This window comes from Bacillus kalamii (genome assembly GCF_047238185.1).
Lineage (GTDB): Bacteria > Bacillota > Bacilli > Bacillales > DSM-1321 > Bacillus_AD.
Genome location: NZ_JBDFMI010000001.1, coordinates 3,132,854 through 3,153,327, shown reverse-complemented (window position 1 = coordinate 3,153,327; position 20,474 = coordinate 3,132,854). Strand labels below are relative to the sequence as shown.

The window sequence follows — 20,474 nt, the reverse complement described above, 5'->3', positions numbered from 1 at the left end:
ATTAGAGAAGCTGCCGGGATTAGTGGAACAAAACCAACGTGTGATCGAACGCTTCAAAGAAGCAGCCCCATTTTTAACAGATGTGGTTCCAGCACATACAGTTATACCTGAATTGAACGAAAAAGTGTTGTTGCACGCAGGCCCGCCGATCCAATTCCAGGATATGACCGGTCCGATGAAAGGATCATGCATCGGCGCCGCTTTATTTGAAGGTTGGGCAAGCAATGAAGAAGATGCGCTGCGCCAGTTGGAAAATGGAGAAGTCAAATTTCTTCCATGCCATTCTGTAAGAGCGGTTGGCCCAATGGGCGGCATTACTTCTGCCAACATGCCTGTCTTAGTTGTGAAGAATACAGTCCACGGCAATGAGGCGTATTGCACAATGAATGAAGGCATCGGTAAAGTGCTTCGCTTCGGGGCGTATTCCGATGAAGTCATTGAGCGTCTTAAGTGGATGAAAAACATTCTTGGCCCTGTGATAAGCAAAGCACTCCGTAAAAAGGAAAATGGATTGAATCTAAATGTCCTAATTGCTAAAGCAATTACAATGGGCGATGAATTCCATCAAAGAAACATTGCTGCTAGTCTACTATTCTTAAAAGAAATGAGCCCGTTGATCACTGAATTAGATATTGAACAAGAAAAGAAATCGGCGGTCATCCAATTCTTGGCCGATACAGACCAGTTCTTCCTGAATATTATGATGGCAGCCGGTAAAGCCATTGTGGACGGTGCCCGCCAAATTGAAGAAGGCTGCGTTGTAACAACGCTAACACGGAATGGCCAGAACTTCGGCATCCGAATCAGTGGCCTAGGCGACCAATGGTTCACTGCACCGGTCAATACGCCTAATGGATTATTCTTCACTGGCTTCTCCCAATCCGATGCCAACCCGGATATTGGGGATAGTGCCATCACAGAAACAGTTGGTGTCGGAGCGATGTCCATGATTGCTGCGCCTGGAGTGACACGATTTGTAGGAGCGGGCGGTTTTGAAGATGCCTTGAACATTAGTAATGAAATGCAGGAAATTGTTCTGGCGAATAATCCTAATTTTTCAATTCCTACTTGGGATTTCAAAGGAACGCCGCTGGGCATCGATATACGTAAAGTCGTGAGAACAGGCATTACTCCGCTTATCAATACGGGTATCGCACATAAAGAAGCTGGCATCGGACAGGTTGGCGCCGGAACTGTCCGGGCTCCGCTGGATTGCTTTATTAAAGCATTGGAAGCATATGCTGAAAAAATGGGCATTGAGTAAATGATCCAAAAAATTACAACGAGGGCGGCAGTTGGTCCAATTGCTGCCCAGTTGGTAAAAGGCCGGCAATACGGCCATATCCATAGCATTTTCCATAATTGCTTTAATATCATGATCGGGGACCAATTGATTTATTTCGGCAATAAAAGCCACTTTGATATCCCATTTGGCGTCATGTTAGATGATGCGGCATACAGCTTGCTTTCAGAAAGCGTAAAAGTCGGAGAGGTTGTCGTGTTCCACCCTGGCAAGATCATGTTTTATGGAAGTACACGTATAAAACAACTTACATTCCTTGAATTGAAAGAACGCTCTTTATCAATTCCGAAAATCGATTTAACGGTTTTGGAATTGTATCAGGCTTATGCACAATTGGAGGATTGGATGAGAAAAGGGCATGTAGAGAAAAAAACCGGATTATCATTTTCATTGCCACTGGAGTTCAATAGATACTTTTCCGAGGATCAAAGGAGATTGTGGCAGTTGATCGATACATATGTAAATAAGGAAAATTCAGCAGAAGGGGCTGTCTACTTTCTGGGCCGAGGAATTGGCTTGACGCCTAGCGGTGACGATTTAGTAACAGGGCTGATGGTCGTTCTACAGGCTTTCGGGGAAGATGTTGAATTACCGGATGGCTATCAAACCACTGCTGTCAGTAACGCTTATTTGCATGCAGCAGGCCAAGGATTTGCGACCTCCATTTTAATAGAAGTCGTACATTCTCTTCAGGGAAAGAATCTGTTGAAAAAGTGTGGAGAACTGGTTTCATTTGGGCATAGCTCTGGATATGATACGTTATTTGGATTGTTGGCTGCTCTACAGATAGTAATACACAAAAAAGAAGGAGGGCTTACACATGGAATTAACAGATAAAAATAACCATGTACGACAAGAAAAAAGAGTACCAGTTTCAAAGAACTATTACTGGGTTGTCATTACGTTATTTACGTTAGGCTGGGTCCTTATGTATGCCGACCGGACAATCTTAAATCCGATCATGGGCCATATAGCAGACGAATTTAATCTGAATAAATCGCAATTAGGCCTTATAAACAGTGTGTTTTTCTTGGCATATGCCATTTTCCAGATTCCCGGCGGAATGTTGGGGGATAAATTTGGACGGAAATTGGTCATTTGGATAGGATTCTTAATATTTGGGGTTTTTACTGGTTTGACTGGTTTAGTATCATCTTTCGCCATGCTTATGGTTATCCGCTTCATTGTCGGAATTGGGGAAGGGACCTATTACGGGCCTCAATATGCATTGTCCACTGAAGCCATTCCTACAAAACATTTAACTTTGGGAACGGCCATTATCAATAGTGGACAGGCACTCGGTATTTCAGGCGGCTATTTGATAAGCAGTTATTTAGTATTAGAGGCCGGTATGGATTGGAAGGTACCTTTTTATGTAATGACCATACCTACAGTTATAATGGCCATACTCTTTGCTTGGTTTTTAAAAGAGAAAATTATACGTCCGGAAGATCAAAATGCCAATTCTTCTGAAGAAGCAGCAAAAGCGGAAAAGGTTTCACTCGGCTCCATCTTTAAAAACCGGAATCTTCTAATGGCATTTATCATGTGTTTTTGTTCCTTATACGGTTTCTTCGTAGTGGTAACTTGGCTTCCAGAATTCCTGCAAACGGAAAGGGGCTTTGAAGGAGGCAGCGTTGGATTCATCTCTTCTTTGGTTCCTTGGGCAAGTATTCCAGGTGCCATTATCTTCGCGCGTTTAGCAGATAAATTAAAACGTACCAAAGTATTTGTCTTTACGATGGTGCCACTTGCCATCGTTTGTATCATTGCAGTTGCATTTGTGACGGATCGGACCATTCTTATTATCGCCTTGATTGGTTACGGTTTATTCGGTAAGTTGGCTCTTGATCCAATCCTAGTGGCATTTGTTGCTAAAAATGCGCCTAAAGGATCGCTCGGCACGACCCTAAGCAGCTATAACTTCATTGGTATGTCCAGTTCTATTCTTGCTCCTTATATTACCGGGGCAATTGCAGATACAACTGGATCCATGCAAACCGGATTTTACTTAAGTGCAGGATTATTGGTTGTAGGGATGATATTTATGCTTTTTGCTAAAGAAAAAGTCACATATAACAATTAATTAGACAATAGATGGAGGGTTACAGATGAAAAGAGTCGTGATTGCCCTAGGCGGGAATGCTATTTTACAGCCAAAGCAGGAGGCTACGTTTGAGAATCAAAAGAAAAACGTCGATGAAAGCTGCAATTTAATCGCTCAAATTGTCAAGGCTGGATATGAAACGATCGTTACACATGGAAATGGGCCCCAGGTCGGCAATATACTGCGGCAAAATGAAGAGGCAAAACAAGTGGTCCCTCCTTCACCGGTCGATGCCTGCAGTGCGGAAAGCCAAGGGCTAATCGGGTATATGATGGAGCAATCGATGAAAAATGCCTTTAAACGAGAAGGGTTAACCCAGCAGGTAGCTACTCTGCTTACACAGACAGAAGTAGATAAAAAAGATGAAGCATTTGAGCATCCGACAAAGCCTATTGGTGTATTCTTTACTAAAGAAGAAGCCGAGAAATTGGCAGAAGAAAAAGGCTGGGTGATGAAAGAGGACGCTGGCAGGGGCTATCGCAGGGTTGTTCCATCTCCACAGCCGAAGCTTATTCATGGGGTAGGCGCCATTAAAAAACTGCTGGCAGATGATGTGATCGTAATAGCTTCCGGCGGTGGAGGCATACCGGTTATCCGGGAAGAAAATGGCGAATTGACAGGCGTGGATGCTGTCATTGATAAGGACCGTTCAGCCCTGCGCCTTGCAGAACAAGTAGAGGCAGATGTTTTAATGATCTTGACGGATGTAAACAATGTTTACTTGAATTACGGAAAGGAAAATCAACAAAAATTAGAAAATGTTCAATTGGGTGAAGCTGTTCAATATTTGGAGGAGGGACATTTTTCCGATGGAAGCATGGGCCCGAAAATGGAGGCAGCAATTGAATTCGCCAAAGCCGGCAAGGAAGCTATTATCTGCTCATTATATGAAGCGGTAGATGCACTTGCCGGAAAGAGTGGAACACATATACTCCCGCAACATGAAGAGGTTCTCAGCAAGTAATTGCAGTAGCCTAACCGTTTAAAAGTGTGTGGAACATATGAAGGCCGGCTGATTAATAAGCCGGTCTTTTTTGATCTGAAAAGAAATGCATTGAGAAAAGACAATATCCATATCAGGTGATCTTAAAAGAGGGATTGCAAAAGAAAAAACGAATTATTTGAAAAGAGCATTTTTCCTTATGAATGAAACCAAGGAGGAAAGGATATTGAAACCAATAATCATGATACTTGGAACCGACCACTTTGACAAAATGGGCCTCCAAGATTACAGTGCCACACAGCAATTAGATATTCAATCCTCAAAAAAACAAGCGGAAATAAGTGAGGTCATTGACTGCTTGAAAGAGTTTGCCCCCACTAAAATTGCCTTGGAGTACCCGTATAAAAGCCAAGCCCAATTAACAAAATCCTATCAAAAATACATTTCTGGCCATCTTGCATTAACCATCAATGAATGCCATCAACTGGGATTCCGTTTAGCAGAGCAAATGGGGCACCGCGATATTTACGCAATCGATTGGAATGAAGAAATAGCGGGGATTCCCGATGCATTTGATTACGCAGCAACTCATGAGACAACCATATCAAAGAGCATTTTTCAGCAATTAACGGAGATAACCGGGGAATCAAATGACAGAGCCCGTTCTTCCACTATGAAAGAATATATATTATTCCATAACCAAACTGCTCAAATCGAAAGGAATCACAGAATATATATGGATCTCGCGCTGGTTGGGGATAAAAACAGCACGGTCGGAATACAATGGATTTGCCATTATTGGTATTATCGGAATTTCCTCATTTATAAAAAGATAGCAGAGCTAGCGGAAGCCAAAGAGGAGCGGATATTGGCTATCTATGGGGCTGGACATCTATATTTATTGCAGCAATTCATAAGAGAAAGCGATCGTTTTATACTGGAATATCCAAGTACATATTTAAAGAATTAGTGAAACTAATACTTTTTAAGAAAAACATTCTGAAAGATTGGAGAGCTGAGCTTGAAATTGCCGATATCTATAAAAGGAATCATTACGGAAAACAATCAAGTTTTACTTTTGAAAAATGACAGGGACGAATGGGAATTGCCAGGGGGAAGGCTGGAAGGGCATGAAAAACCGGAAGAGTGCTTGAAGCGGGAAATATAGGAAGAATTACGATTGGATTGTTCAGTTGATCCCATTATTGATACATGGGTTTATGAGGTATTCCAAGGCCAATTTGTATTTATCGTTATGTACCATTGTTCATGCAGTGCGCATGATTCTATCGCCATAAGCAAGGAGCACTCCGAGTATAGATGGGTTCCTTTAGAGGAAATTGAAGATACAGCCATTCCTGACGGATATAAACAATCCTTATTTAAAATAGTAATATAGTATCTCGAGAAAATGACAAGCGGATGATCGCCTTATATGGCGGGCAAATTAGTTGACCCGCTATTTTTTTAGGCATATATTTATTTCGTGTTACGAATATTTCGGAAACAGAAATAATATTTATTTGCAGAAAGAAGGACTGACACATGAAAACAAATGCGATCGTTTCCACTCCGGAGAAGGATTTTGATTTTCGGGAAATCGTTCTGGATGACATTAAAGATGATGAAGTATTGGTAAAAGTCATCGCTTCGGGAATATGCCATACAGATGCAACTGTATTGGATGGTACGATGCCTACACCTAGACCGGTCGTTCTTGGCCATGAAGGCTCCGGAATTGTAGAAAAAGTAGGGAGCAATGTCACTTCTGTAGTGCCTGGTGACCATGTTGTCCTTGGCTTTGCCTATTGCGGCCATTGTGAAAACTGTCTAAGCGGCAATGCAGGTGCCTGCGAAAATATGATGGAGCTTAACTTTTCAGGCAAAAACAAAAATCATGTTACGCCATTGCACGATCAACAAAATGGCGATATTTCACAATTTTTCGGGCAATCTTCCTTTGCCTACCATTCAGTTGTAGATGAAAAAAATATTGTTAAAGTCCCAAAAGAAGCAGATTTGCGTTTGTTGGGGCCGTTGGGCTGCGGAATTATGACCGGAAGCGGAACCGTATTGAATTCATTAAACCCTGAACCAGGCAGCAGCTTAGTTGTATTTGGAACAGGAGCTGTGGGCCTAAGCGGATTGATGGCGGCTAAAATCGCCGGCTGCACAACCATCATTGCTGTAGATATCCATGATAATCGATTGGAATTGGCAAAGGAATTAGGGGCTACCCATACGATTAACAGTATGAATGAAGATCCTGTAGAGAAGATAAGAGAAATCACAGGTGGAGGGGCAAACTATTCATTTGAAACAACAGGGGTCAATACAGTTACCCTACAATCCATACAATGCTTAAAGATAAAAGGAACAATGGCAACTGTGGCAGTGGGCAAAAAGGATTTGACTTTGAATGTGACAAATGAAATTGTCATTAAAGCGGTTACTGTCAAAGGTGTCGTTGAAGGAGATGCTGTGCCGCAATTATTTATCCCGAAATTGGTCGATTTTTATCAAAAAGGATTATTCCCATTTGATAAACTTGTGAAATTCTATCCATTCAAGGAAGTTGCACAAGCATTTGAAGACTCTAAGAGCGGAAAAGTGATTAAACCGATCATTTTAATGGATTGATAAATGTAATCTTGTCTATCAATAGGGGTATGTGCGAAGCCTATTCTGTGATAAGAAATAATTAAGGCGAATGAAGATTGGAAAAAGAAGCTGGCGGCAGCTTCTTTTTTTTGCGGGCAAATCCTCCTGCAATATCAATGTGGCAATACTTGTTGCCTCCATGTGCATAAAATGGCAGATGAAGCTTCTTGTTAGCTTGAGGAGGGTGGACATCTTTTAATGGAAATAAGCCAAATCCAGACGGGAAAGCCTTGACGCTTTTTAACGATGCAGGATTGGAGGCCAAAACGGCTGTTAGTTTTGGTTTGGACGCTACCGTTATAATCGGAACAAGGAGTTCGGGCCATTAGAAAGAGTTTCAATTTCAGAAGAGTGTTAGAGCCATCCCATCCATTTTGTATTCTACTGCAAGAATTAATATGGCATCTTATCTTGATAATTGATCATCAAGTACGCTATCATTAGTAGTTAGACTTAGTTTAGGGTGGTCGTGATGAAAAAGTACGAATTGATTTCAAATGAAATGAGAGAGCGAATAAACAAACATTTTTATCCTATTGATCAACCGATCCCGGATGAGCACAGTCTTTGTGATGAATTCGGCTGCAGCCGTATGACGATGAAGCGTGCACTGGATATTCTGGTCATGGAGGGGCTTTTATTCCGAAAAAGGGGGCACGGAACATTCATTATCCAGTCCTCCTCCATCAGGAACGACGAGGTGAATGTGATCAGTGAGCAAAATCTTGGTTTAACTAATGTAATTAAAGACCATAGTGTTTCCAGCAAAGTCATTCGATTCGATATCCAGTTCCCTCCACAGGCAGTAGCTGATATATTGGCCGTTACTATCGATACGCCCGTTTATTATATTGTGCGCTTGCGCTGCGTAGACAATGAACCTTATGTAATCGAGAAAACATATATGTCATCGCTGTTAATACCTGGTATCACCCGTGAAGTATTGGATCATTCTATCTATAACCATATACAACAAACCCTGGATTTGAAAATCGGCGGAGCCCACCGGAAAATCCGGGCCAGTAAACCGAATGAATTGGATCAGGAATATTTGGGCTGTAAACCGGATGATCCCATTTTAGAAGTGGAACAGATTGGTTTTTTGAATAATGGAGTTCCTTTCGAATATTCATTTTCAAGGCATCGATATGATAAATTTGTCTTCACCACGGTAACGGTTTCCAAAAACTGATTGGCTAAAAATAGAGCCTCTATATAAATAATCTATGTGCACAAAACCAACTTTCGTTCATGGTTTTACGTTTTCTCTCCTTGAGGACAATCAATAGTGATTGTCTTTTTTGTCGTTAAAAGGAAAGTCTATTAAATGTATATATTTATAAAAATAAATGTCTAGACATTTAAAAAATAAAATATATAATAATACATGTAAACGGTTCATCCAGCTGCTTGATGATTATGAAAGCGCTATAAATAATGTAGAGGACGGGGTTGGATTTCAATGAAAAAAATTCTATTAGCTTGTAGTTCAGGCATGTCGACTAGTTTATTGGTTACAAAAATGCAAAAACATGCAGAATCGATTGGAGAAGAGGCAAAAATCTGGGCTGTCGGACAAGACAAAGCAAAAGTGGATATGGCTGACGCAGATGTTGTGTTGATTGGGCCACAAATGAGTTTCTTAAAAGGCGATCTTCAAAAAGAAGCAAATCAATATGGCATAAAAGTGGATGTCATCGATATGATGGCGTATGGAATGGCAGATGGAAAGAAGGCTTATGAGCAGGCACTTTTGTTAATGGGGGATAAATAATGGAAAAGGTACAGCTTGAGAATTTAACAGCTGAACAAATCAGCTTTCAATTGATTCTGAACAGCGGCAATGCAAGAAGCAAGATTATTCAATCTTTACGTGAATATCGTGAAGGAAATGTTGCGATTGCAGACCAATTAGTAGTGCAGGCAGAAGAAGCTTTGAATATTGCGCACGATATTCATTTTCAAATGGTCCAAAAGGAAGCCATGGGGCAGGAAACTGCGTTTTCTTTATTGCTGATGCATTCTGAAGACCATTTAATGTCCACGTTGACAATGAAAGAACTAGTTAAAGAGATTCTGGAAATATTTAAGGCTCAAAATAAATAAATTGTTTTCTTTTGAGGAGGAACTGCCTTGTTTGATAAGTTTAGTAAGTTCTTAATGCCTATTGCAGGGAAACTGAACAATAATCGCTATTTAGCTGTTTTGCGCGATGCATTTATGTTAGCGTTCCCACTTACTGTGTTCGGTTCCATGGTCGTTGTTTTGCTGAATCTTCCTTTTTTGGATTCATTTCTAAGTGACAGTACCATTACGACTCTGCGCGATACATTTGGAGTGGCGCAAAGTGCGACGATGAGTATCATGACGGTCTTTGTCGTATTCGGCATAGGTTACTATCTATGCAAAAGCTATCAAATAGAAGCCATATTCGGCGGAATTGTAGCTTTAGCCTGTTTTCTATTCCTAACACCGTTTGTTGTCGAAACTGATGGAGGGGAAACGGTGTCTGGCGTTCTTTCTTTAGATCGACTGGGTGCAAAAGGGATGTTCTTAGGCATGATCACTGCCTTTATTTCAGCTGAAATTTTTCGCTTGATTGTCCAGAAGGATTTTACGATCAAAATGCCCGATGGTGTTCCACCTGCGGTAGCCAAGTCATTTGCTGCATTAGTGCCTGCATTTATTACATTGACCGTATTTTTAGCAATCCATGCAATCGTAACATTAGCGTTTCATACCAATCTTCATGATGTTATTTATACAATGATTCAAGCTCCATTAACTGGACTTGGCGGAGGAATCATCCCTACATTAATTGTTGTATTCCTGATCCAAATCCTTTGGTTCTTTGGCCTTCATGGACAAATTATTATGAACTCCGTAATGGACCCGATCTGGAATACACTGGCCATTGAAAACTTAGATTCATATACATCAACTGGTGAAGTGCCTCATATCATCTCTAAACCTTTTATGGAGGTGTTTACGGTCGGTATGGGCGGAACAGGTATGACATTGGCGGTAGTTGTTGCGATTCTTGTATTTGTCAGATCCAAACAAATGAAACAAGTTGCCAAATTAGGCGCTGCCCCCGGTATTTTTAACGTAAATGAACCGATTATTTTCGGGTTGCCGGTTGTGATGAACCCCTTGATCATTGTTCCATGGATATTGGCGCCAATGGTAGTGGTCGGCTTTACCTATTTTGTCATGAGCATAGGCCTCGTGCCGCCTCCAACAGGAGTGACGGTTCCATGGACCGTGCCTATTGGCATCAGCGGTTATTTAGCTACGAACTCATTGATGGGTTCAGCATTGCAAATCGTCAATTTCTTCATTGTATTTGCGATTTGGTTCCCATTCCTGAAGGTAATCGACCGTGCAAATTTATTGAAAGAAGAAAAAGCCCTTAAAGATGCACAAAAAGAAGAACAAGTGCAATCCGGCAGCAAAGAAACAGTCATGTAATAGCTGGGCATAAAGTAACGGGCATTCTCATTAGATATAGAAATAGCTATAGTAAGGAGAGTTTAATTTGAATACTAATAATGAATTGACTTATCGCTTTCCAGAAAACTTTTGGTGGGGATCGGCGGCATCCGCAACTCAAACGGAAGGAGCGTCGGATGCGGATGGAAAAGGGAAAAATATTTGGGATCATTGGTATGAAAAGCAGCCGAATCGATTCTTTGATGGTGTCGGACCGGAGAAGACATCACAGTTCTATACGAAATATAAGGAAGATATCGCTTTAATGAAAGAAATCGGGCATAATTCGTTCCGAATGTCCATCTCTTGGTCGCGCATGTTCCCGAATGGAACAGGAGAGGCAAATGGAAAGGCTATCGAATTTTACAATAATGTAATTGATGAATTAATAGCGCAAGGAATCGAACCATTCGTTGGCCTGTATCATTTTGATATGCCGATGGCCATGCAGGAAATAGGCGGTTGGAATAATCGGAAAGTCGTTGAGGCTTATGTAGATTATGCGGAAACGTGCTTTAGGGAATTCGGCGGCCGTGTCCAAAAGTGGTTTACACATAATGAACCAATTGTTCCGGTTGAAGGGGGATATTTATACGATTTCCATTATCCGAATGAAGTCAATTTCCGAAAGGCTGTCCAGGTTGCCTATCATACGATTCTTTCTAGCGCTAAAGCAATTGAAGTGTATAAACGCCTTCAATTAGGCGGAAAAATCGGCATTATATTGAATTTGACGCCATCCTATCCACGGAGCCAGCATCCTGCTGATGTGAAAGCTTCCATTATGTGCGATGCCTTCTTTAATCGTTCTTTCTTAGATCCATCCGTTAAAGGCGAGTTTCCTAGAGAGTTAATCGATGTCTTGAAGGAGCGGGATTTTATGCCTATTATGGAGGAGGGCGACCTGGATGTCATCAAGAATAATACAGTGGACCTTCTGGGAGTGAATTATTATCAGCCGCGGCGTGTCAAAGCGAAGGAATATATGCCGAATCCTGATAGTCCATTTATGCCAGACCATTATTTCGATAACTATGTAATGCCTGGCCGCAAAATGAATCCGCACCGTGGCTGGGAAATCTACGAAAAAGGCATATATGATATTTTAATGAATCTGAAAGAAAATTACGGAAATATCGAGTGCTTCATTTCTGAAAATGGAATGGGTGTGGAGGGAGAGGAGAAATTCCGTAACGCTGACGGAATGATCGAAGATGATTACCGCATTGATTTTATTAAAGGGCATTTAGAATGGGCGCACAAGGCAATTCAAGAAGGGGCTAATGTGAAGGGCTACCATTTATGGACTTTCATGGACAACTGGTCTTGGTCGAATGCCTATAAAAACCGCTATGGTTTTGTATCTGTCAATCTGGATAAAGATGGCGAACGGTCTATTAAAAAGAGCGGTTATTGGATCAAAAGTGTGGCTGAAAATAATGGCTTTTGAGGAATAGTACAGCTATAGTGCAAGGGAGAGGGAGCGGAAAGCCATCTCCCTTGCAAATAAGATGCTTTAAGGAACCCGGCGTGTAGATAACCAATGTCATATAGGAGGTGCTGCCATGCTTTTGGGAGCAATTGAGGCAGGAGGGACAAAATTTGTTTGCGCCTATGGCTATGAAGATGGAACGGTGCTGGAAAGAATGGAGATTCCTACTACTGATCCCGGGGAAACAATGGATCAGGTCATTGCTTTTTTTAAGAAAAAGCAAATAAGTGCGATTGGAATTGGATCCTTTGGTCCCGTTATTGTAAATGAAGATGATCCTCAATATGGAACAATCACATCGCCACCGAAAGTTAAATGGAAAAACTATTCTATGATTAAAGATTTGAAGGAACATTTACATATCCCAATAGGGCTCAATACCGATGTAAATGTAGCAGCGCTTGGTGAAGCTACTTTAGGTGCAGCAAAAGGGTTGGATAGTTGTCTATACGTAACGGTCGGAACCGGTATCGGCGGAGGAGCCGTCGTCAATGGAACCCTTCTTCAAGGCTTATCTCATCCGGAGATGGGCCATATTTTAATTAAACGGCATAAAGATGATCCATTTGTTGGAACATGCCCTTATCATAAGGATTGTCTGGAAGGGCTTGCATCAGGGCCGGCTATAGAAGAACGATGGGGGAAAAAAGGACATTTATTGCAGGAAAAGGAAGAAGTGTGGGATTTGGAAGGCTATTACCTAGCTCAGGCACTCATGCAATATCTATTGATCCTCTCGCCAAAGAGAATCATTCTTGGTGGCGGTGTCATGAAACAAGCGCAAATAATCCCTTTTGTACAAAAACACCTTCGAGAGCTGCTGAACGGCTATTTGGATGTATCAGAAATAGTAGATGATGGTAGCGGGTATATTGTCAACCCGGGTTTGGGAGATAACGCCGGAATCACAGGTGCCCTTCTTTTAGCAGTGGATGCGTATCGCAAACAAGTAAAAGAAGGATACATGTAGATGGAGGTGAAACGATTGGAACCTTTATTTTTACAACCGGTGTTCAAAGAAAGATTATGGGGTGGAACAGCATTGCGCGATCGCTATGGCTATGAAATTCCTTCAGAGCTTACAGGAGAGTGCTGGGCTGTTTCAGCACATCCACAAGGACTATCGATCATCCTAAACGGTTCTTTTGCAGGAAAATCATTAAAGGAATTATGGGAAGAACATCCTGGCTTATTCGGACATCCTAAAGAAAAAATGTTCCCTTTGCTGACGAAAATCCTGGATGCCAATATGGATTTATCCGTCCAGGTGCATCCCGATGATGCCTATGCCAAAGCCCATGAAAATGGAGAATTAGGTAAAACGGAATGCTGGTATGTCATTGATTGTAAAGAAGATGCCGAATTGATTTTAGGGCATACTGCCCGAACAAGGGAAGAATGGAAGAGACAAATGTCGGAAGGGAACTGGAATGAGTTGCTGCAGCGCATTAAAATCAAGCCTGGAGACTTTTTTTATGTGCCAAGCGGAACAGTCCATGCTTTATGTGAGGGTACGTTTATTCTAGAAACACAGCAAAGTTCGGATACAACCTATCGAATCTTTGACTATCATAGAAAAGATGAAGAGGGCAACATAAGGGAACTCCATCTTGATAAAGCACTTGATGTTATAAAAATTCCCCAATCCATTGTGGGCATAGACCCTGTTGAAGAGAAAAGGGAACATGCGGTAATCACTACATTTATAGAATCCGATTTCTTTTCTGTCTACAAATGGGAAATGACAGGATGTGCATCATTTGAGAAATTGGGAACGTATACTTTATGCAGTGTCATTAAAGGCGAGGGTACCTTAAAACATGGCTTTAAGGAATATAGCCTGAAAAAAGGGGATCATTTTATACTTCCTGCAAACTTCGGAAATTTTATGGTGGAGGGCTTACTCGAATTAATCGTGTCGAATATGTAACTGACAAGCTGCTTATGCAAAGCGCAAAGGATATTATACGTTTTTTTGATTTCCTGACAATTAAAAGAGGAATATGTGGTTGAAAAAAGAATTAGTTTATAAAAGGAAGAGGAGTTGCTTTGGCAGTTCCTCTTTTTTATGGAAAGGGAGGGATGGGATGGCATGAGAAAATCCTGGATAATAGGCAGCTTGCTTATAGCAGCACTATTTGCATTATCAGCCTGCTCAATAGAAACTGAAAAGGAGCAAGAAAAAGAAGAAAAAGTAAATTGGGCAGTGCGGAATGAATATAAGAAAGATGGAAAGGTTTTATTGAGTGTTGCACCGGATCCCTACCTTTCAGCGGGGAAGCCTTTTGGCTACCTATTCCATTTCACTGCCGCTTTTGATGACTTTAAAGGGAAAGAATTGGCTATTCATGCCCAGCATAAAGAAACAGGTGAAAAAATAAATGTCTTGCCTCCTGAAAAAATAGTGGAGCCTTCGCAGGGATACTCAACACTAGGGCGATTCACGGCAACCTTTGCCATTCCCAAAAGTGGTTTATGGCGCTATGAACTAACATTGGATGGCAGGTTTTATGCGGACGTTGTTCTATCAGTCAAAGAATAAAACAAGGTTGCTGCAGCCAATTTGCTTTTTTAAGGAGCCAGGGCAATAGGCTTCTTTTTATTATGGCTTGTTTGCTCCATAAATGGTGAATAAAATGTCACAAATGATCGAACAGTAATGATAAAGACATAACAAATGCTGAAAAGGGGCAAATCCTATGAATAAGCAAAACGATGGCTATAAAGAAAAAGAATTAGTGAAAAATGATCTTAAGCATGCGGGTGATTCAATCGATAAGCTAAGGAAACAGGAAGAAGCCAATCTATTGTTGGCTGCCAAGGAGATTGGGCAAGTGAATGAAAATTTATAACACGAAAGAAAAAGAAGCCCTTATGGCTTCTTATTTCTGTGCCGAATGCTCGCTAACACGTTTTATCATCCAAGGAACGATATTATTATTTAAGAATCCCCGAGTTCCTTTTCTACTGAAATTCCTCGCTCAAAATGGCGTAATAATACTCATCCCACCATTCACTTTCATGAGGAATGCACTTTTTGAAAAATCCTTCCCTTCTCATGCCGATTTTTTCCATTACACGGAAGGAAGGTTCGTTTTGCGGCTGGCAAGTGGCTACTATCCTATGCAGCTTCATCTTGTTAAAACCGAAATCCAATATAGCACGGGCTGCTTCAGTCGCGTACCCCTTGTTATGGTAGTCAGGGTTAAACACCCACCCAATCTCATAAGTATGGTCTCCGAAGTATGGATGGAAAACGATATGCCCTATCATAGCCCCGCCCGCTTTTAAAACAACAGGAAAGTATTTGGCATCATCGCCGAGATGATCATTCACGAAGGTTTTCGCCTCATCCTCGGAAAGCGTTCCTTCTGGTATATACTTCATTACGTGACCATTTGAAGTGTATGTATAAAGTGACGGCCAATCACTGGGTTCAAATAACCGAATCTGCAGCCTTCTAGTTTCAATGAACATATAAAATCCCCCCTTCCTCTATTTTTTCTATATGAAAAGAGATACTCCTTTTAATATTTTTACATAAATAGTTGTTTTGAAGAGTCATAAAGAGCTGGATTCAATATATATCCAAACGAGTAGATAACTCGGCTCAATGGTGGCATCTTGAAATGTCGGGCAATACAATCGAGAGAGAATGCTTGCGAGGGGAGGTTGATATGAGTTGTGAAGAATTGTGCAGTCCCAATGCTTTATCATAACTGAATGGGAATTATGGTTTGAATTAAAGATGGCTGCGTTTGAATGCTGCGCAGCCATCTTTTTTAATATAGATCGTTTTTTAGTAGGAGGCTTATACGGGACCGATTTCTTCGGCTGAGAAGACGATGGTTTTTATAACTTCATTCATTGCGGGAGGCGTCGATTGAATAAGGCTGCCGGTTAAAGTATAGGTAAATGTACCGATGCCCGGCTGGTCTCTCATCGTAAAAGTTGTGACGTTATTGTCAAAGTCTGTATCCCCGACGGCCCTTATGAATTGGCTGGGAGCAGTTCTTGTGACGCTGTACAACATAGTATTTCCCCTAAGAGGGACAGTTCCTACATTGGATGAACTTGTTTCCGAGTCGATGGAAACTGTCAAAAACACTATGTTGGCCGCATTAGAGACAGTGATTGTAACAGAAGATAAATCTACCGCGGTAGGCGGAGTAGAGAGTTGGAGAGGCAATTCAGCATTTGTACCGAATACAATTTGATTAAGAAGTCCTGTAGCCCCACCTGGTCCGGTGCTTCCAGTAGCGCCAGCAGGCCCGATAGCCCCGGTAGCACCTGTGTTTCCGATAGCCCCGGTAGCGCCAGCAGGCCCGGTAGCCCCAGTGGCGCCTGTGATTCCGATAGCGCCGGTAGCCCCAGCAGGCCCGGTAGCCCCAGTTGCACCTGTGTTTCCAATAGGGCCGGAAGAGCCAGCAGGTCCTGTAACCCCAGTGGCGCCTGTGATTCCGATAGCACCAGCAGGTCCTGTAACCCCAGTGGCGCCTGTGTCGCCGATAGGGCCGGTAGCACCAGCAAGCCCAGTAGCCCCAGTGGCACCTGTGTTTCCGGTAGGGCCGGTAGCACCAGCAGGCCCAGTAGCCCCAGTGGCGCCTGTGATTCCGATAGCGCCAGCAGGCCCGGTGGCCCCAGTAGCGCCTGTGATTCCAATAGGGCCGGTAGAACCAGTAGCCCCAGTTGCACCTGTGTTTCCGATAGGGCCGTTAGGACCAGCAGGCCCGGTAGCCCCAGTAGCGCCTGTGTTTCCGATAGGGCCGTTAGGACCAGCAGGCCCGGTAGCCCCAGTAGCGCCTGTGTTTCCAATAGGGCCGGTAGAACCAGTAGCCCCAGTGGCACCTCTGTTTCCGATAGGGCCGGTAGCACCAGCAGGCCCGATAGCCCCGGTGGCGCCCGTGTTTCCGATAGCGCCGGAAGAGCCAGCAGGTCCAGTAGCGCCTGTGTTTCCAATAGGCCCAGTAGCCCCAGTGGCGCCTGTGTTTCCGATAGCTCCCGTTGTTCCAGTAGCCCCGGTAGTGCCTGTGTTCCCAGTAGGGCCAATTAATGGAACGGGAACAATACCGCACATTTGACATACACAGTAATCAGGTGTTTTTCTTCCGCATTTATGACATATCAAATTCCTCACATCCTTGGACAGATGTTTCATTAAACCATAGATATAGAATATGACGATTATCCTTTCTTTGTTCCTTTGAGGTTTAAAGCAATAGAGACAAATAAAAAGCCCAAAGTATATTTGGGCCGTATCTAGTATTATTTAAATTTTTGAGGGAATTGCTTAATAATCCCTTCAGACAAGGCATCTGCCAATTTGAGAATATGATCTTCTCCTTCGTCAAATGCTTCAATTTCAGCATCGTAGTCCTTTTTCAGTCTGGTTACAGCTTGATCAGCAACAAATTTCAGGTGTATATACAAAAGATTTTTTAAGTTTGCGTATGACCAGTAGGGATTCGCCTTACTTAGGAATTCAGCAATCTCATCTGCATTCCTATGCCATTCTGCATCCAATGCCTTAAGATTTCCCTGCTCTCCTTTTTGGGCTGCGTCCACTATTTTTCCTGCAATGAGGATATGTTCTGTTAAGAGCTTTGTAAGTTCGTCTCCTGCTGCTTCACCATAGTATGGTTTAATGGCATTTCCGATATCTTTTTGATTCTTAAGTAATCGGGCTAACACTTTTTCCTTATCCGGCAAATTTTCTAGGGCACTTACGATGTAGCTTTTGGTCCAAAAAGTATGATCAATCCAAAGTTTTCTCATGCCACATCTTAATCCGAAGTCTGAATTATAAGAGGATTGTTCAGGCTGCATCGTTTCAGCGCTGATTTGGGGCATTGTGTACATCATAATGATGATTGTTGAGAAACAGATAACTGCACTTTTTATACATATTTTTTTCAACATAATTTCTCCTTTATATTTCATAATTGAATGCCGATAGTATTTGTTATTAATCCAATGTTTACTCTGCTTTCGAAGCAGAAGGAGTAAAAAAAGGGAATCTCTAATACTAATTTTGCATAATGATTACATAATAATTATTATCATTTATTAAGTGTTTAATTAAGATAAAATAAAGTTTTATTGATAAGTATTATCAATTAGAATATAATTTTTATCAATTAGATTGACGGTTTGATTAGATTTTGGTATCTTTTATATACAGGTTGTAGAAAAAAATAAGGTAAATATAAAATTAAATTAAAATAATTATAAATAAGAACGGGAGGATTAGTATGGGGGAGACAACTCAGAATGAAGGCAATATATGGGGGATCATTAGGGAGCACATTGAACTGATAGCTGCTATAGTCAGCGGCATCTTTATTTTGGCAGGATGGATTTTATCCAACAATCACGAACAAACATTATCAATTATATTGTTCATTTTGGCTTTTGTAATTGGCGGATATGCCAAGGCGAAAGAAGGAATAATAGATACAATTGAAAGTAAGCGTCTGAATGTTGAGATTTTAATGATTTTGGCAGCCATCGGATCTTCGATTATTGGATACTGGACAGAAGGAGCCATTCTTATTTTTATCTTTTCACTGAGTGGCGCTCTCGAAACGTACACAATGAATAAGAGCCATAAAGAAATTTCCTCTCTCATGGAATTGCAGCCTGAAGAGGCAATCTTGCTTCAGTTGGATGGCAAGGAACGAAAAGTGGCGGTTGCCGATTTGCAAATAGGTGACAGAATTTTGATTAAAGCCGGAGAACGTGTACCTTCTGATGGAATGATTGTTGACGGCTCTACACATATAGATGAAGCTGCCATAACGGGGGAATCACTGCCTGTCAGCAAAAAGGAAAGCGATGAAGTATTTGCCGGTACCGTCAATCTGCGTGGAACTATTGTTGTTGAAATCACAAAAGAGCAGGAAGAAACACTCTTCCAGAAAATCATTCAACTTGTACAATCTGCACAAAGTGAAAAATCGCCGTCACAGCTTTTTATTGAAAAGTTTGAAGGGACTTATGTCAATATTGTACTGATAGCGGTTGGGATCATGATGTTTTTGCCACATTTTGTTTTGGGTTGGAGTTGGAATGAAACGGTGTATCGGGCAATGGTGCTTTTAGTAGTCGCGTCACCTTGTGCATTGGCGGCATCCATTATGCCTGCAACTCTTTCAGCCATATCGAATGGCGCGCGCCGGGGGATTTTATTCAAAGGCGGAGTGCACATTGAAAATCTAGGTAACTTGAAGGCTATTGCCATGGATAAGACGGGAACTTTGACTAAAGGAAAACCAGAGGTCAATGATGTATTGTTCAGGGATGACCTTACGAAGGAAGAGTTCCTTCTTTATGTGGCTTCTGTCGAAAAATATTCAAATCATCCACTTGCGCAATCGATTGTAAAATATGCAAGTGAACATACGAGCATCGAATGTATCAAGCCGGATACATCAGAAGACATTTCCGGGTTTGGCGCGCAAGCCACATTTGGCGGAAAACAATGGAAAGTAGGCAAGGCTGATTTTGTCGATAGGGAAGAAGCATACAGATTCCAGGATGGGATTGGCAAGAAATTGGCCGGAGAAGGAAAGACAATCGTTTACGTACGGGATGAAAAAGGAATTGCTGGGCTCATTACATTGAAGGATATGGTGCGGAAGGAAACAATAGAGGCTATCGAAAAATTAAAGTCTGTCGGCGTCCATACAATCATGCTGACAGGTGACGGCATGGCAACGGCTAGAGCCATTGCCGAAGAAAGCCATATTGATGGTTATGTGGCTGAGTGCCTTCCTGAAACAAAAGTGGATGAATTGAAAAAGCTTAAGCAAGAGTATGGAACAGTAGCGATGGTTGGTGATGGCATTAATGACGCTCCTGCACTCGCGACAGCTTCCATTGGGATTGCTATGGGGGAAGGTACGGATGTCGCATTGGAAACAGCAGATGTCGTTCTTATGAAAAACAATCTTTCCCTGATTGCTGAAGCGGTGCTATTATCTAGAAAAATGAATAAGATCATAAAACAAAATGTCATTTTTTCTTTAACTGTAATCGTTGTGCTGATTTGCTCTAATTTCTTGCAATTCATCAATCTTCCATATGGTGTCATCGGCCATGAAGGAAGTACCATTTTAGTCATCTTGAACGGTTTGAGATTGTTAAGACCGATGCGATGGTCTTGAATTGAATGGATGGAAAAGAGACAGACTTTTTCTGGAAAACTAAGTATGGAATCATAGAATAATGATTTAATAGTTTTCTTCTATTTTATAAGAAGGTTATATAGATGCATGTGATAAAAAATAGTAGCGCACAAAAAGTCCCTGAATAGATATTGGGGGCTTTTTGTGTTGGTGATAAATCTGAATTAATTTATATAAATATAATAATAAACAGCAAATGAAATAAGGAGTTTAATTCTATATTCCATAGTGGTTAACTTGTCTTTTTTTTATGACTATTGTTGTCGATTTTTATTTAAAAGAACTAAACA

21 protein-coding genes are annotated in these 20,474 nt (G+C 41.6%); 18 read left to right on the top strand and 3 right to left on the bottom strand.

What is annotated here, in order from left to right; translation table 11 throughout:
• Positions 1-10: 10 nt before the first annotated feature.
• The 17 genes from ABC357_RS15630 (at position 11) to ABC357_RS15550 (ending at position 14,850) form a co-directional block, all read left to right on the top strand.
• Complete coding sequence (locus ABC357_RS15630; RefSeq protein WP_412888685.1) at positions 11-1,264, top strand: YlbE family protein; 1,254 nt, start codon at positions 11-13, stop codon at positions 1,262-1,264.
• Positions 1,265-2,140: an oxamate carbamoyltransferase subunit AllH family protein gene (locus ABC357_RS15625; protein WP_412888403.1), complete on the top strand. Its 876-nt coding sequence runs from the start codon at positions 1,265-1,267 to the stop codon at positions 2,138-2,140.
• Positions 2,124-3,389, top strand: a complete 1,266-nt coding sequence (locus ABC357_RS15620; RefSeq protein WP_412888402.1) for an MFS transporter — start codon at positions 2,124-2,126, stop codon at positions 3,387-3,389. Before ABC357_RS15625 ends, ABC357_RS15620 begins: the two co-directional genes overlap by 17 nt.
• 25 nt (positions 3,390-3,414) lie before the next feature.
• On the top strand, positions 3,415-4,374 hold the full coding sequence (gene arcC, locus ABC357_RS15615; RefSeq protein WP_412888401.1) for a carbamate kinase: 960 nt from the start codon (positions 3,415-3,417) through the stop codon (positions 4,372-4,374).
• 205 nt (positions 4,375-4,579) lie between these two features.
• Positions 4,580-5,323, top strand: coding sequence for a DUF5694 domain-containing protein (locus tag ABC357_RS15610; RefSeq protein ID WP_412888400.1), 744 nt, complete (start codon positions 4,580-4,582; stop codon positions 5,321-5,323).
• A 51-nt stretch (positions 5,324-5,374) separates the two neighbouring features.
• Positions 5,375-5,521: an NUDIX domain-containing protein gene (locus tag ABC357_RS15605; protein WP_412888399.1), complete on the top strand. Its 147-nt coding sequence runs from the start codon at positions 5,375-5,377 to the stop codon at positions 5,519-5,521.
• 12 nt (positions 5,522-5,533) lie between these two features.
• Positions 5,534-5,752 carry an NUDIX hydrolase gene (locus ABC357_RS15600; RefSeq protein ID WP_412888398.1) on the top strand — a complete coding sequence of 73 codons (219 nt, stop codon included), beginning with the start codon at positions 5,534-5,536 and terminating at the stop codon, positions 5,750-5,752.
• Between the two features lie 146 nt (positions 5,753-5,898).
• Complete coding sequence (locus ABC357_RS15595; protein ID WP_412888397.1) at positions 5,899-6,993, top strand: NAD(P)-dependent alcohol dehydrogenase; 1,095 nt, start codon at positions 5,899-5,901, stop codon at positions 6,991-6,993.
• A gap of 493 nt (positions 6,994-7,486) precedes the next feature.
• On the top strand, positions 7,487-8,206 hold the full coding sequence (locus ABC357_RS15590) for a GntR family transcriptional regulator (protein ID WP_412888396.1): 720 nt from the start codon (positions 7,487-7,489) through the stop codon (positions 8,204-8,206).
• A gap of 270 nt (positions 8,207-8,476) precedes the next feature.
• A complete protein-coding gene (locus ABC357_RS15585) occupies positions 8,477-8,788 on the top strand; it encodes a PTS sugar transporter subunit IIB (RefSeq protein ID WP_412888395.1) in 312 nt (103 codons plus the stop codon).
• Positions 8,788-9,120 carry a PTS sugar transporter subunit IIA gene (locus ABC357_RS15580; RefSeq protein WP_412888394.1) on the top strand — a complete coding sequence of 111 codons (333 nt, stop codon included), beginning with the start codon at positions 8,788-8,790 and terminating at the stop codon, positions 9,118-9,120. Before ABC357_RS15585 ends, ABC357_RS15580 begins: the two co-directional genes overlap by 1 nt.
• 27 nt (positions 9,121-9,147) lie before the next feature.
• Positions 9,148-10,485, top strand: coding sequence for a PTS cellobiose transporter subunit IIC (celB, locus tag ABC357_RS15575; RefSeq protein WP_412888393.1), 1,338 nt, complete (start codon positions 9,148-9,150; stop codon positions 10,483-10,485).
• Between the two features lie 85 nt (positions 10,486-10,570).
• Positions 10,571-11,956, top strand: a complete 1,386-nt coding sequence (locus tag ABC357_RS15570) for a glycoside hydrolase family 1 protein (protein WP_412888684.1) — start codon at positions 10,571-10,573, stop codon at positions 11,954-11,956.
• Positions 11,957-12,071: 115 nt separating this feature from the next.
• Entirely contained in the window at positions 12,072-12,968 is an 897-nt protein-coding gene (locus tag ABC357_RS15565) for an ROK family protein (RefSeq protein WP_412888392.1), read from the top strand.
• A complete protein-coding gene (gene manA / locus ABC357_RS15560; protein ID WP_412888391.1) occupies positions 12,969-13,928 on the top strand; it encodes a mannose-6-phosphate isomerase, class I in 960 nt (319 codons plus the stop codon).
• Positions 13,929-14,090: 162 nt separating this feature from the next.
• The gene (locus ABC357_RS15555) at positions 14,091-14,540 is read left to right on the top strand and encodes a hypothetical protein (RefSeq protein ID WP_412888390.1); all 450 of its coding nucleotides are present in this window, start codon (positions 14,091-14,093) and stop codon (positions 14,538-14,540) included.
• Positions 14,541-14,697: 157 nt separating this feature from the next.
• Entirely contained in the window at positions 14,698-14,850 is a 153-nt protein-coding gene (locus ABC357_RS15550) for a hypothetical protein (protein WP_412888389.1), read from the top strand.
• Positions 14,851-14,962: 112 nt separating this feature from the next.
• Here ABC357_RS15550 and ABC357_RS15545 read toward each other — a convergent pair whose 3' ends face one another.
• The 3 genes from ABC357_RS15545 to ABC357_RS15535 form a co-directional block, all read right to left on the bottom strand.
• On the bottom strand, positions 14,963-15,475 hold the full coding sequence (locus ABC357_RS15545) for a GNAT family N-acetyltransferase (RefSeq protein ID WP_412888388.1): 513 nt from the start codon (positions 15,473-15,475) through the stop codon (positions 14,963-14,965).
• Between the two features lie 334 nt (positions 15,476-15,809).
• Entirely contained in the window at positions 15,810-17,126 is a 1,317-nt protein-coding gene (locus ABC357_RS15540; RefSeq protein WP_412888387.1) for a collagen-like domain-containing protein, read from the bottom strand.
• Between the two features lie 137 nt (positions 17,127-17,263).
• Positions 17,264-17,917, bottom strand: coding sequence for a glycosyltransferase (locus tag ABC357_RS15535; RefSeq protein ID WP_412888386.1), 654 nt, complete (start codon positions 17,915-17,917; stop codon positions 17,264-17,266).
• Positions 17,918-18,225: 308 nt separating this feature from the next.
• On the opposite strand from ABC357_RS15535, the gene ABC357_RS15530 reads away from it, so the two are divergent.
• The gene (locus tag ABC357_RS15530) at positions 18,226-20,163 is read left to right on the top strand and encodes a heavy metal translocating P-type ATPase (RefSeq protein WP_412888683.1); all 1,938 of its coding nucleotides are present in this window, start codon (positions 18,226-18,228) and stop codon (positions 20,161-20,163) included.
• The last annotated feature ends 311 nt before the right edge of the window (positions 20,164-20,474 follow it).